General features: G+C 56.3%; 11 protein-coding genes. 3 read left to right on the top strand and 8 right to left on the bottom strand.

Annotated elements, in window-relative coordinates:
- Positions 1 to 35: 35 nt before the first annotated feature.
- The 6 genes from A2273_02305 to A2273_02330 form a co-directional block, all read right to left on the bottom strand.
- Entirely contained in the window at positions 36 to 1358 is a 1323-nt protein-coding gene (locus tag A2273_02305; GenBank protein OGF07324.1) for a guanine permease, read from the bottom strand.
- Positions 1359 to 1373: 15 nt separating this feature from the next.
- On the bottom strand, positions 1374 to 1616 hold the full coding sequence (locus A2273_02310) for a hypothetical protein (GenBank protein ID OGF07998.1): 243 nt from the start codon (positions 1614 to 1616) through the stop codon (positions 1374 to 1376).
- A 106-nt stretch (positions 1617 to 1722) separates the two neighbouring features.
- Positions 1723 to 2175, bottom strand: coding sequence for a hypothetical protein (locus tag A2273_02315; GenBank protein ID OGF07325.1), 453 nt, complete (start codon positions 2173 to 2175; stop codon positions 1723 to 1725).
- Between the two features lie 159 nt (positions 2176 to 2334).
- Positions 2335 to 3363 carry a threonine aldolase gene (locus tag A2273_02320; GenBank protein OGF07326.1) on the bottom strand — a complete coding sequence of 343 codons (1029 nt, stop codon included), beginning with the start codon at positions 3361 to 3363 and terminating at the stop codon, positions 2335 to 2337.
- A 44-nt stretch (positions 3364 to 3407) separates the two neighbouring features.
- The gene (locus tag A2273_02325; GenBank protein ID OGF07327.1) at positions 3408 to 3980 is read right to left on the bottom strand and encodes a hypothetical protein; all 573 of its coding nucleotides are present in this window, start codon (positions 3978 to 3980) and stop codon (positions 3408 to 3410) included.
- A gap of 45 nt (positions 3981 to 4025) precedes the next feature.
- Positions 4026 to 5177 (bottom strand): lipid-A-disaccharide synthase, encoded by a 1152-nt coding sequence (locus tag A2273_02330; protein OGF07328.1) that lies wholly within the window; start codon positions 5175 to 5177, stop codon positions 4026 to 4028.
- 128 nt (positions 5178 to 5305) lie between these two features.
- Between A2273_02330 and A2273_02335 the strand changes: the two genes are divergently transcribed.
- Positions 5306 to 6217, top strand: coding sequence for a tellurium resistance protein TerC (locus A2273_02335; protein ID OGF07329.1), 912 nt, complete (start codon positions 5306 to 5308; stop codon positions 6215 to 6217).
- A 56-nt stretch (positions 6218 to 6273) separates the two neighbouring features.
- Here the strand turns inward: A2273_02335 and A2273_02340 are convergent, their stop codons facing one another.
- Together A2273_02340 and A2273_02345 are read right to left on the bottom strand one after the other, a co-directional pair.
- Entirely contained in the window at positions 6274 to 7161 is an 888-nt protein-coding gene (locus A2273_02340) for a hypothetical protein (protein ID OGF07330.1), read from the bottom strand.
- A 24-nt stretch (positions 7162 to 7185) separates the two neighbouring features.
- Positions 7186 to 9378, bottom strand: coding sequence for a hypothetical protein (locus tag A2273_02345; protein ID OGF07999.1), 2193 nt, complete (start codon positions 9376 to 9378; stop codon positions 7186 to 7188).
- Positions 9379 to 9516: 138 nt separating this feature from the next.
- Between A2273_02345 and A2273_02350 the strand changes: the two genes are divergently transcribed.
- Together A2273_02350 and A2273_02355 are read left to right on the top strand one after the other, a co-directional pair.
- Positions 9517 to 11514 carry a DNA ligase (NAD(+)) LigA gene (locus A2273_02350; protein ID OGF07331.1) on the top strand — a complete coding sequence of 666 codons (1998 nt, stop codon included), beginning with the start codon at positions 9517 to 9519 and terminating at the stop codon, positions 11512 to 11514.
- Complete coding sequence (locus A2273_02355) at positions 11511 to 12776, top strand: hypothetical protein (GenBank protein OGF07332.1); 1266 nt, start codon at positions 11511 to 11513, stop codon at positions 12774 to 12776. Before A2273_02350 ends, A2273_02355 begins: the two co-directional genes overlap by 4 nt.
- Positions 12777 to 12842: the final 66 nt, after the last annotated feature.

Here is a 12842-nt window from a genome sequence, read left to right on the forward strand (position 1 = left end):
TATGTTCCCTTGAGGCCTGATGATGAATTTGACCGTCACCTGAACTCCGGGCTGATCAGGAAGAACAGCAGTCCCAGCGCCGCCAGCACGTACATGGCCGGGGCTATGGTCCTGGCCCGGCCGGTCAGGGCCTTGATCAGGACGTAGGATAGGAAGCCCAGGGTGATGCCGTTGGAGATGCTGTAGGTGAAGGGCATGGCGGCGATGGTGATGAAGGCCGGCACCGCCTCGGAGTAGTCGCTGAAATCTATCTTCAGCACCGGCTCCATCATCATGATGCCCACTATGATCAGGGCCGGGGCCACCGCCGCCGCCGGGACCAGGCCCACCAGCGGAGCCGCGGCCATGGCCGCCAAAAACAGCAGGCCGGTGACCACCGCGGTCAGCCCGGTCCTGCCGCCCTCCTCCACCCCGGCCGCGCTCTCGATGAACGAGGTCACGGTGGAGGTTCCGGCCAAAGCTCCCACGACCGGGCCCATGGAATCGGCCAGCAGCACCCGTCCCACCCGGGGGATCTTGCCCTTATCGTCCAGGAACTTCGCCTTGACCGACACCCCGATGATGGTCCCGGCCGTGTCGAAGAAGTCCACGAACAGCAGGGTGAAGATCAGCGCGGCGAACTGCCAGCGCAGGGCGCCCAGGATGTCCAGCTGGAAAAAGGTGGGGCTAAGCGAGGGGGCCAGCAGGCTAAGCCCGGCGCCGTCGGGCCGGAAGGCGGGGATGAGGCTGAGAAGCGTGCCGGCCGCGATCCCGATCAGGATGGCCCCCTTGACCTTCCTGGTCAGCAGGATGGTGGTGATGATGATCCCGACCGAGGCCAGCAGCACCTGGGGCCAGACCTGGGGACTGGCGAAGCGGGAGATGGTGACGAAGGTGGCCGGATGCGGGGCGATGATGCCGGCGTTGGCGAAGCCGATGAAGGTCAGGAACAGGCCGATCCCGGCGCTGATGGCGCATTTCAGGGAAAAGGGGATGGCGTCTATCACGATCTCGCGCAGCCTGGTCATGGTGACCAGCAGGATGATCACCCCCTCGATGAAGAAGAACCCCAGCCCGATCCGCCAGTCGATCCCCATCCCGGCGCAGATGCTGTAGGCGAAGTAGGCGTTGATGCCCATGCCGGGGGCCAGGGCTATCGGGTAGTTGGACAGCAGTCCCATGGCGATGGTGATCAGCCCCGAGGCCAGGCAAGTGGCCAGGGTCACCGCGCCCTTGTCCATCCCGGCGGCCGCCAGGATCATGGGATTGGCGGCGATGATGTAGGACATGGCCATGAAGGTGGTGATCCCGGCCAGGATCTCGGTCCGGACGTTGGTCCGGTTCTCCTTCAGTTTGAAGAGCCGGTCAAGCAAGGTCATCTCCTTGTTCGGGTGTTATTTTTTAAAGGTTTCAAGATAGAGGGCTACCGCCACCATCAGGTAGGCGAGGATCCTGATGGCTATCAACAGGGACTCCAATTGGATCTGCAAATCGAAAAGGGTGGCCAGATGGGTGCCTCCGAACAGGCCGAAGGCCAGGCCGACCATCAAAGCGGTCCGGTTCTTTTTATTCCGGTAGCCCCAGATGCCGAATCCCAGGATGACCAGGCATAAAATAAGGTTGATCAGGTATATCAGTTTGACAGCTTCGATCATGGGACCTCCTCGTTTATTATATTGTGTGGACAAGTTATTGATGCCGCAGAAAACCTTCCCTGCGGCATCGTTATGATGAACTCTTCCCTTAGTCCTTGGAGCTGGCCTTGACGGCGGTCCGTGGCTTGGGCTTGCCGGAGGTCTTTTTAAGCGCCTTCAATACCACCTTGGGCTTGCTTCCGCTTTCCAGATATATTACCTCGATCTGGGTGCCGGAGATGATGTCCCCGAAGCCGTATCCGTCATCGTGCTCGGCGGTGTAGAATTTCTTGCCGTCGCGGGAGATGATCCCGGAGAAGGCCTCGGTGGTATCCACCCCCAGCAGGTTCCAGGCCTTGTAACCGGTGATCATGCGGCCCTTCTGCTCCTCGACGACGAAGGTGTATTGGGATGACTGGACGTGCCCCCGGTCTTTGTGGTGGGAGACGGTCGAACCCTCCCAGGTCCCTACCAGATTGGGCTGGGGGCTTTTCTGGGTCCAGGCGGTCATGGCAAAAGCCAACCCGATAAGAACCACGATGGCTGCCAGTAATTTTTTCATGGGTTTCCTTTCGATAATGATTGTTATTGGTTTATATTTTTAATGGATTTCATTAAATCAACATTTTGTTATGTTATCTTAAAAGAGAAACAAAAGCAAGAAATATTTGGCATTGCAATAAAAAAGCCCATCTGATTGACGGGCTTGGGACTTGTGATATTAAAAAACGGTCTTTAATATTTTGCCGGCCCGGACAATATCCCCATCACTTACATCCAGGTGGGTCACCGCCCGCAGCTTGGTGGTTCCGAACGGTATAACCCACAGGCCCTTTAGGGCCAGCTTCTTCATGGCCTGCTCGGAATTCATGCCGGTCCGTTTGATGTCAAAAACGATTATGTTGGTCTGCACGCTCGTCAGATCGATTTTGATTTTTGATATTTGGGAAATCGTCTGGCCCAGCATCTTGGCCCTCCTATGGTCATCGGCCATCCTTTTGATGTTATGCTTCAGGGCATAAAGACCCGCCCCGGCCAAAATTCCTGATTGGCGCATGCCGCCGCCCAGCATCTTGCGGTTACGGGCCGCCACGGCAATGAACTTTTTTTCTCCGGCCAGCACCGAGCCCACCGGGCAGCCCATCCCCTTGGAGAAGCAGACCATCACCGAATCAAAATATTTGGCGTATTCTTTGAGCGGGATCCCTGTGGCCACCGAGGCGTTCCACAGGCGGGCCCCGTCCAGATGCATTTTGATCCCCTGCTTTTTGCATATGGCCGATATCTTTTTGATCTCATCCAGCGGATAGACCGTTCCGCCCGCCCGGTTGTGGGTGTTCTCCAGGCAGACCAGGGTGGTGGCCGGCTGATGAATATCATTCGGGCGGATGGCATCCTGTACCTGTCTGGCAACCATCACCCCGCCGGGCCCGCTCAGGGTGTTGAACTGCACCCCGGACATCACCGCCGCCCCGGCCACCTCGTAGCGGAAGATGTGCGATTCGTAATCCAGGATCACCTCATCCCCCGGCCGGGTATGGGTCATGATGGCCAGCTGGTTCCCCATGGTGCCGGAGGGCACGAACAGCCCGGCCGGCTTGCCCAGCAGTTTGGCGGTCTCGTTTTGCAGTTTGATGACGGTGGGGTCGTCGCCCAGCACGTCGTCGCCCAGCGGCGCGGCCATCATGGCCTTGATCATGGCCGGGGTGGGCCGGGTGACGGTATCGGAACGCAGGTCTATTATCTTCATCTTGATTTATTGTTTGTGATTTTAGTTTTTCGCGGTTTGAAATGTTACCCGAATTTAGCTGAAAAGATAAACGGAATTTTGGAATCTATGAATCTACGACTGGTGGCGATTTCTAAAGAAAAGGTATATCCGCTCCGAGACATATTGCTTATACCTATTGGGATATAAAAATCATAATTGGTTTTGGGTTCTGGAACATTCCATCCTGCTTTATAAAATACATCGCTACCTGGTAACGGGGGTATTGCCGTTACCAAAACTCCAGTATATAATGTGGTCCTCATATTTCTTTGCCCTCTGAAATGATATTTTGGTCCGGCATAATAACCCCAAATACCGCCGCCTGCTTCAATGTTCAATATGGGCAATATAAAATAATCTAACGACGCCGAAACAAGTATTGTCGGGCCGCCCAAATTCAAACTTAAACCCATAGGCCTTTTAACCCTCGGGTTCTCAACCGCAAAACTTGTTGCTTCTTGCGTATATATGACCGAACTAAACAATAGGGCGATTATAAGGAGTTTGATTTTTTTCATATTTAATTTATCTTCGTTTATGCCATACATGCAGTTTTGGGCGATGAGCTCTTCGCCTCTAAAGTCACACCGCTTCAAACCTTTTCAAACACCGCCTTGCTTTCCACCATATCTTCCCTCTCCTTACGGGGGAGGGATTAAGGGAGGGGTCAAACATTCCAGAATCTCCTCCGCCGCCCGCCGGGCCGCTCCCGGCTCGCCCAGTAACTGCGGGATCCTGGCCAGTTCGTTGATCACCGCCTGGCGCGGAGGACCGTCTTCCAATAGCATCTTGGCCATCAGGAAGATGGCCCCCGGCCGGGCCTCCCATTGCAAAAACTCCGGAACCACCTTCTTGCCCGCCACCAGGTTCACCAGCCCGATGAACGGGAGTTTGACCAGGGACTTGCCGATGATAAATGACAGGGGATTGGTCCTATAGATGATGATCATCGGGGTCCCGGCCAGGCCTGTCTCCAGGGTGGCGGTGCCCGAGGCCACCAGTACCAGGCGGCTGTGGGCCATCAGATCATAGGCCTGGTTTTCTACCAGGGCAACATTGATGTTGCATCTATCCAGCTGCTCTTTTATATATTGCCGGTCGATATGGGGCGCCAGCCCCAGACCGAACTGAATGTTTTGATCTTCGTTATGAAGCAGCTGGCAGGCCTGCAGCATGGCCGGCAGGATCTTCTCCACCTCCTGGCGGCGGCTGCCCGGCAGTATTCCTACCAAAGCTTCATTAAAATTCAATCCATGCTGCCGGCAGAATTCCTCTTTTCCCAGAGAGGGTTTCACGGTATCCCTCAAGGGGTTCCCCACATATTTGGCCGGCACTTTCAGCCTTTGGTAGAATTTCTCCTCGAAGGGCAGGATCACCAGCATCTTCTTTACTAGGCGCCTGATCAACCTGACCCTCCGTTTACCCCAGGCCCACACCTGCGGTGAAATGTAGTAGACGACCTCGATGCCCGCCTTTCTGGCGATCTTGGCGAAACGAAGATTGAACCCGGGGTAATCTATCAGCACCAACAGATCGGGCTGGCGACTGACCAGCAGCTCCTCCAACCTTTTGAAGACCGAACGGATGAACGGCAGATGGGCCAGCACCTCCACAAAGCCCATGAAGGAGAATTCCCTGATGTGGTAGACCAGCTCCATGCCGGCCGCCTGCATGCTCTCCCCGCCGATGCCGTAGATCTCCAGGCCGGGGTCCAGCTTCCTGAGTTCGCGCACCAGCATCCCGCCGTGCAGATCGCCGGAGGTCTCCCCGGCAATGATCATTATTCTGGTCATAACTGTAAATTCTTTGCCGTACGATTTTCAAGTATAGCAGTTATTTGCTTTTCCTGGCAAGCCAAATGTTAAAAAGCCCCTCCGCTTTTTCTTGACTAAAAGATGCCCCAGCGGTTATAATCCCACCCATGCATCAATTATTAATGTGGTCCATATTCTCGGTGATGGTGTCGGGAATGCTTTTTATCGATATCTTTGCCACCAGCCACCGTCATCACTCCATGTCCACCCGCAAGGCCCTGTTGTGGAGCATCGTCTGGATAAGCACCGCCCTGGTGTTCTGCCTGGGCATCTGGTATTTCCAGGGCCGGCTGCGGGCCCTGGAATTCCTGACCGGCTATATAATAGAAAAATCGCTTTCGGTGGACAACCTGTTCGTATTCATCATGATCTTCGCCAGCTTCAAGCTGGGGCCGGAGCGCCAGCCGCTGGTGCTCAAATGGGGCATCCTGGGCGCGGTGATCATGAGGGTGGTGCTGATCCTGTTCGGGGTGGCCCTGATGCAGGCCTTCCACTGGGTGATCTACGTCTTCGGGGCCATTCTGCTGTTCACCGCCTACCGCATGGCCTTCGACGAAGCCCAGGACATCGAGATCGAAAAGCACCTGATGGTCAGGCTGTCGCGCAAATTGTTTCCCGTCAGCTGCGCCGACAATAAGGAAAAATTCTTCGTCCGGGAGGCCGGAAAACTTTGCGCCACCTCGTTATTCGTGGCCCTGCTGGTGGTGGAGGCCTCGGACCTGGTCTTCGCGGTGGATTCCATCCCAGCGGTGCTGGGCATCACCCGGGACCCCTTCATCGCCATCACCTCCAACATCTTCGCCATCTTGGGCCTGCGGGCCCTGTATTTCCTGCTGGCCAACATCGTCATGAAATTCCGCTTCCTTAATTACGGCGTGGCGCTGATCCTGGGCTTTGTGGGGGTCAAGATGATCCTGGCTGATGTCTTCCACATCTCCATCGGCCTGTCGCTGGGGGTGATCATCCTTATCTTGGCCGGTTCGATCGTGGCCTCGCTGCTGCTAAAACCCAAAGAATAGTTGTTTCCGGACGATACCACCTGCGCCCGATAAACCTCCCGGGCGCTTTTTTATTTTTACAATGGGGTGGCCCGCACCGGTTTTTCGGCCACTGTCAGATAGACCCCGGCCAGTATCAGCAACCCGCCGAGAACCTCGAAGGCGGTGGGCATCTGCCTTAAAAAAGCCCAGGCCAGCAGGGCCGAGCCCACCGGCTCGGTGATGATCAGCATGGCGATCTTGGGGGTGGAGAAATATTTCAGCCCCCAGTTGAAGGTGCTGTGGCCGATCAGTTGCGGGCCCAGGGCCAGCAGTACGAAGAACAGCCAGGTCCGGCCGTCGAAACCCCATAGCGGAACCCTGAAAACCAGCGAGGCTGCTAACATTATGACGGCGGTGGTTCCGTAGCACAGGGTGATATAGGGCAGGATCCCCATCCTGTTGCGCAGGTACCGTCCCACCAGCAGATAGCAGGAGGCCATCACCGCCCCGCCCAGAGCCAGCAGGTTGCCGAAATTGGCCGGGCCCGAAAGGTCGGACCGGCCGGCGATCAGCCCGCCCCCCAGCAGCACCAGCATTATGGCCAGAAAGATCCTGATGCCTGGTTTCTCCCGGAACAACAGCCAGCCCAGCAGGCTGACGAACAGCGGATTGGTGGTGACGAATACCACCGAGCTGGCAACCGAGGTGTAGTTCAAGGAATAGATCCACAGGATAAAATGCAGGCTTAAGAAAAGCCCGGACAGGGCCGCCCATAAAATATCGGTCCGGCCAAGATGTTTGAAACCCTTTTTTGCCGCGAAGACCGGCAACAGAAGCAACGAGGCAAATCCCAGCCGGTAAAGAGCGATGGCCAGAGGCGGGGCCTGACAGCTTTTTATAAGCACCGCGGCAAATGATATGGCGGTGATGCCGGCCAGCATCACCGGCCAGAGGTACGGGGGCCGGTTTGGTTGTGGAGACATAAATTTATTGCTCAAGCTGATTCATCATTTCCCCCTGGATAGAATCCGGGAAACATTAGATACGTCTTTTATCCGCGACAGCCCGGCCATCAGGTTCTCCAGTTGTTCCCGGGAGCCTATCTCCACCGTGACCCTGATACTGTGCCGGCTGCTCCTGGTGGAGGACTTGGTGGCCTGGATCCTCAGCTTGGCCTGGTTGATGGCATTGACCACGTCGAACAGCAGGTCCGGACGATCCATGCCCTCGACATTCAGAATGACGGCATAGGACGATCCCGGCTCCTGTTCCACCCAGCTTACCTTGACCACCCGGTCAGGGCTGGAGGCCAGATTGCGATAGTTGGGGCAGTCCCGTCGGTGGACCGAGATGCCCTTTCCCAGGGAGATGTAGCCGAACACCTCGTCCCCGAAGATGGGCGAACAGCAGCGGGCAAAGCGCACCGCCACATTATCCACCCCGGCCATGCCGATCCCCGAAGGACGCTGGTTGATCTTCCTGGCAGGCGGCAGGGAAGCCGCCGGCGTGGCCGGCAGTTCCGGGCTGATCAGGGCCTTGATCTTTTTGACCACCGTCCCGGCGGCCAGCTCGCCGTAGCCCACCGATACGAAAAGATCATCCGGCGAAGCGAATTTATAGTGCTCCAACAGGGAGCGGATTATCTCGGAATTATCCAGGGCGATCTCCAGCCGGTTTTTCCTGGTCTCCACCAGCAGCGCCTCCCGGCCCAAAGCCACATATTCCGGCCTTTTTTCCTTTTTGAACCATTGCCGGATCTTGTTCCTGGCGTGGTGGCTGCGCACCACCTTCAGCCAGCCGGCCGAGGGGCTGCTCTGCTTGGAGGTCAGTATCTCTGCAATGTCGGCGTTGTTGAGCTTGTACTCCAAGGGAACTATCCGGGAGTTGACCTTGGCCCCGATGAAACGGTGGCCCACCTCGGTGTGTATCCGGTAGGCAAAATCCAACGGGGTGGAGCCGGCCGGCAGGTCTATCACCTGGCCCTTGGGGGTGAACACGAACACCTCTTTCTGCAGCAGGTCCAGTTTCAGGTTCTCGATGTACTCCCGGGCATCACGCGACTCCTCTTGCCAGTCCAGCATCCGCCTTATCCAGGGATAGACCTCCCCGGTAAGGTTGATGTCGGTGCCGGATTTTTTCTCCTTGTAGGCCCAGTGGGCAGCAATGCCGTATTCGTCGATCTGGTGCATCTCGCGGGTCCGGATCTGGACCTCCACCGGCTGGTTGCCCGGCCCGTAGATGGTGGTATGCAGCGAGCGGTAATTGTTGGATTTGGGCATGGCGATATAATCCTTGAAACGATCCTGAAAAGGCATCCACAGGCTGTGGATTATCCCCAGCACCTGGTAGCACTCCGGGACGCTGTCCACGATCACCCTTACCGCCAGCAGGTCGTAAATATCGTCGATGTTGCGGCCCTTGTCGTGCATCTTGCGGTAGATCCCGTAAAAATGCTTGGGCCGGCCCTCGATGATGAAATCCTTCATCTCGGCCGAGGCCAGGCTGTTCTTCAGGATGGCCTTCATCTCCGCTATCTGCTTCTCCCTCTCCTGGCGCTTCTGGGTCACCTTTCGGGAGAGCTCCAGATATTCCTCGGGCTCCAGGTAGGAAAGGGCCAGATCCTCCAACTGCCATTTGAAATCCCATATTCCCAGCCGGCTGGCTATGGGAGCGAAAACCTCCAGGGTCTCCCGGGCGATCAGCTCCCGTTTTTCCCGGGGCAGCGAATTCAGGGTTTTCAGGTTATTCAGCCGGTCGGCCAGTTTTATCAGGATCACCCGGATATCCTTGGCCATGGCCAGAAATATCTTCCTCAGGTTCTCCGCCTGATGGTCCACCGCCTGCCTGCCTGGCTTGAGGCCGCGGCTCTGCTCCCGGGGCAGGCTGATGGCCGCCAGCTTGGTGACCCCCTCCACCAGATCGGCCACCGGCTTTCCGAAGCCGTCGGCGATGCCCTGGTAGCCCACCTCGGTATCCTCCAGAACGTCATGCAGAAGGGCCGCAGCAATGGTGGAGACATCCATCCTGATGTCGGCCAGCAACAGGGCCACGGCCAAGGGGTGGACGATAAACTCCTCGCCGGAGGCCCTGGCCTGCCGGTGGTGGGCGGCGCTGGCCATCTGAAAGGCTTTCTCCAGCACGGCCCAATCCGCCGGGTCCTTATCGTACCGATTAAAGCTCTCTTTCAGCTTGCCGAACATCCTGTCCGGCGTGGGATTATTTCCGATATGGGCTTTGGTCATTATTGCTTCTTTTTAAAATATACGGCTTGACGTGGATTATTATAATGTAGTATCCTAATATCGTCAAGGCAAATGTAACCAATAGCAGCGAAAAGCATGGACCAAAGCTCAGCCCAAAAAGAGATAGCCCGGCTCCGCCGGGAGATAAAAAAACACGACCGCCTGTACTATGAACTGGCCCGGCCGGAGATTTCCGATGGGGAATACGACCTCCTGATGCAGCGTTTGATCGAATTGGAAAAACAGCATCCCGGCCTGGTGCTCCCCGACTCTCCCACCCAGCGGGTGGCGGGAAAGCCCCTGCCGGGCTTTACCCAGGTAAAGCATCCGACCCCGATGCTGTCGCTGGACAACACCTATAACGAAGACGATTTAAGGGAGTTCGACCAGCGGGTCTGCAAAGGCCTGACCGGACAGAGCTACCGCTACGTGGTGGAGCTGAAGATCGACGGGGTGGCGGTGGCTCTTTTTTACCGCCAGGGTTTGTTGGAATACGGGGCCACCCGGGGCGACGGAGTCAGGGGCGACGATATCACCGCCAATTTGAAAACCATAAGATCGATCCCCTTAAGCATTGATGCTTCGGAGTCGGAACTGGAGGTCCGGGGCGAGGTCTATCTCTCCAAAAAAGAATTTGCCAGGTTGAATGACATCAAGCAGCAGGAGGGCCAGGCTGTCTTTGCCAATCCCCGCAATGCCGCCGCCGGATCGCTGAAACAGTTGGACCCCCGGGCCGTCGCCCAGCGAAAGCTTTCCATTTTCGTCTACGGCATGGGCCGTCCCCCGGGGAACCTGGATCAGCATTATCAGGCGATGAAATTCATGAAGGACCTGGGGTTCAAGGTGAATCCGAATATAGGGTTGTGTCAGGACATCTCGCAGGTCATAGACTACTGTAACCGATGGGAGCAGAAGCGGGACGACCTGGATTATGAGATAGACGGCATGGTCGTCAAGCTGGATACCTATGCCCAGCAGAGGCAGCTGGGCGCCACCAGCCACAGCCCGCGCTGGGCCATCGCCTACAAATTCCCGGCCCGCCAGGCGGCCACCATTCTGCGTTCGGTGGAGTTCAGCCTGGGCCGGACCGGCGTGGTGACCCCGGTGGCCAACCTGGAGCCGGTGCAGCTTTCCGGCAGCATTGTCTCCCGGGCCACCCTGCATAATGATGATGAGCTTAAAAGAAAGGACCTGCATTACGGCGATACAGTGATCATCGAGAAAGCCGGAGAGATCATCCCCCAGGTGGTAAGGGTTGTGATTGAAAAACGGAATAAGAAGGCCGGACCCGTCGTCATGCCGCAAAATTGCCCGGTCTGCCATGCGCCCCTGAAAAGGCTGGAGGGCGAGGTGGCCTGGCGCTGCGGTAATGTATCCTGTCCGGCCCAGGTCAAGGGCCGGATCGAGCATTTCGCCTCCCGGGGGGCCATGGACATCGACGGGCTGGGTCCGGCGGTGGTGGAGTTGCTGGTCACTCAGGAATTGATAACGGATTTCGGGGATCTCTATGATCTCAGGAAGGCCGATCTGCTGCCGCTGGAAAGGATGGGCGAAAAATCCGCCGATAACCTTATAACAGCTATAGAAAAAAGCAAGGGCAACCCGTTCTGGCGGGTGGTGTATTCTCTGGGGATAATTCATGTGGGAACCCAGGCAGCCCGGGAGCTGGCCAAACGGTTCGAAGACATGGATTCCCTGGCCTCGGCCGGCTGCCAGGAGATATCAAAAATCTACGGCCTGGGTCCGGCGGTGGGGCAAAGCGTGGAGAATTTCTTCCGCAATCCCCACAACCTGAAAGTATTGGAAAAGTTGAAACGGGCCGGAGTCAGAATGAAATCAGATTCTTCCACCGGACACGGCGGGGCATTTTCGGGGATGACCGTGGTGCTGACCGGAGGGCTGGAGAGCTACACCCGGGAGCAGGCCGCCGAACTGATAATCAGCCAGGGGGGGAATATCGGTTCAGCAGTGTCAAAGAAGACCAGCCTGGTGTTGGCTGGCAGCGAGCCGGGTTCCAAATATGACAAGGCCAGAGCGCTGGGAGTAACGGTGATCGATGAAAGGGAATTCATCCGGATGGTAAAAGGTTTATGAACATGAACCATCATGTCGGCCTCAGGGGATCCATATTGAACCCGCTGTCTGTCGACCGCTGTCAGTGGTTGCCAGAGGGGCTTTTGGTATACGATAGGGCCGGCAAAATATTATACTGCGGTCCGAATAAAAAAATACCGGGATTGAAATACAAGCTTCTTGCCCTCGCCGGCAAAAACGTCATCATCCCTGGATTGATAGATTGTCACAGCCATCTGTCGCAGTTCGATGCCATCGGGCAGACCGGCTTCACTTTGTTGGATTGGCTGAAGAACCACATCTATCCGGCCGAAGTCTGTTTGAAAGATAAAAATAACGCCGAAAATACTTCCCAGAGATATTTCCAATCCCTTTTGGCCGATGGCGTGACGTTTTCGGTCCTTTACACCAATTTCAAAACCGGAGTGCTGGCCGCCCGAAGACAAGCTGAAAAATCCGGCATCCGGGCCATCATCGGATATACCCTCATGGACCGGGCAGTTCCGGGATACCTTAAACAAAATCCGGCAAAAACCATAGCGGAGTGCCGGGCCCTATCTGGCCTCTTCAAGAAGAGTGGAAATGGGCGCCTGTATTTTTCCCTTAATCCCAGGTTTGCCCCGGCCTGCACTCCGGGTTACCTTAAGAGGATAGGCCAGTTGGCCCAAAAAGAGGATCTATATATCCAGACCCACCTTTCGGAGAACCTCTTTGAGGTCAGGGCGGTAAAAAAGGCTTTCCCCAAGATCAAGACCTATGCCGAGGTCTATGACCGCTTCGGTCTGCTGACGGGAAAGACCCTGCTGGCCCACTGCATCCACTTGTCAAAAGCCGAACGGGAACTGGTAATGAAAAGAGGCTGCGGGGTGGTCCATTGCCCGTCGTCCAACCTGTTCCTGCATTCCGGCAGGTTTCCCCTGGAACATTGGGAAAATTACCCCAGGCTGGCGCTGGGATCGGATATCGCCGCCGGACCCTCCTTCTCCATGTTGGATGTGATGCGCGACGGATATTATGCCAATATCCAAAAACTCTCCGGGCTTTTCCATATGGCCACCTTGGGCGCGGCCCAAACACTTGGACTGGGAGACAACCTGGGGAATCTGGCCCAGGGCAAGCAGGCCGACTTCGTGGTTCTAAAAGCCGATGATGCCAGGTTCTCGTCCGCCGATGATGTCCTATCCCGGATTATTTTCCGGTCCGGCCAGGTGGAGATTAAAAAAGTCTTGATTGCGGGTCAGGAGGTCTGGCCGCAGCCATATAAAAATGATGGCCAACCTTAAACAGATTACAAGATCAACAAAAATGGCAGGAGAAATTTCTCCTGCCATTTTTGTTGTTTAGACGAG

Source organism: Candidatus Edwardsbacteria bacterium RifOxyA12_full_54_48 (genome assembly GCA_001777915.1).
GTDB lineage: Bacteria > Edwardsbacteria > AC1 > AC1 > EtOH8 > UBA2226.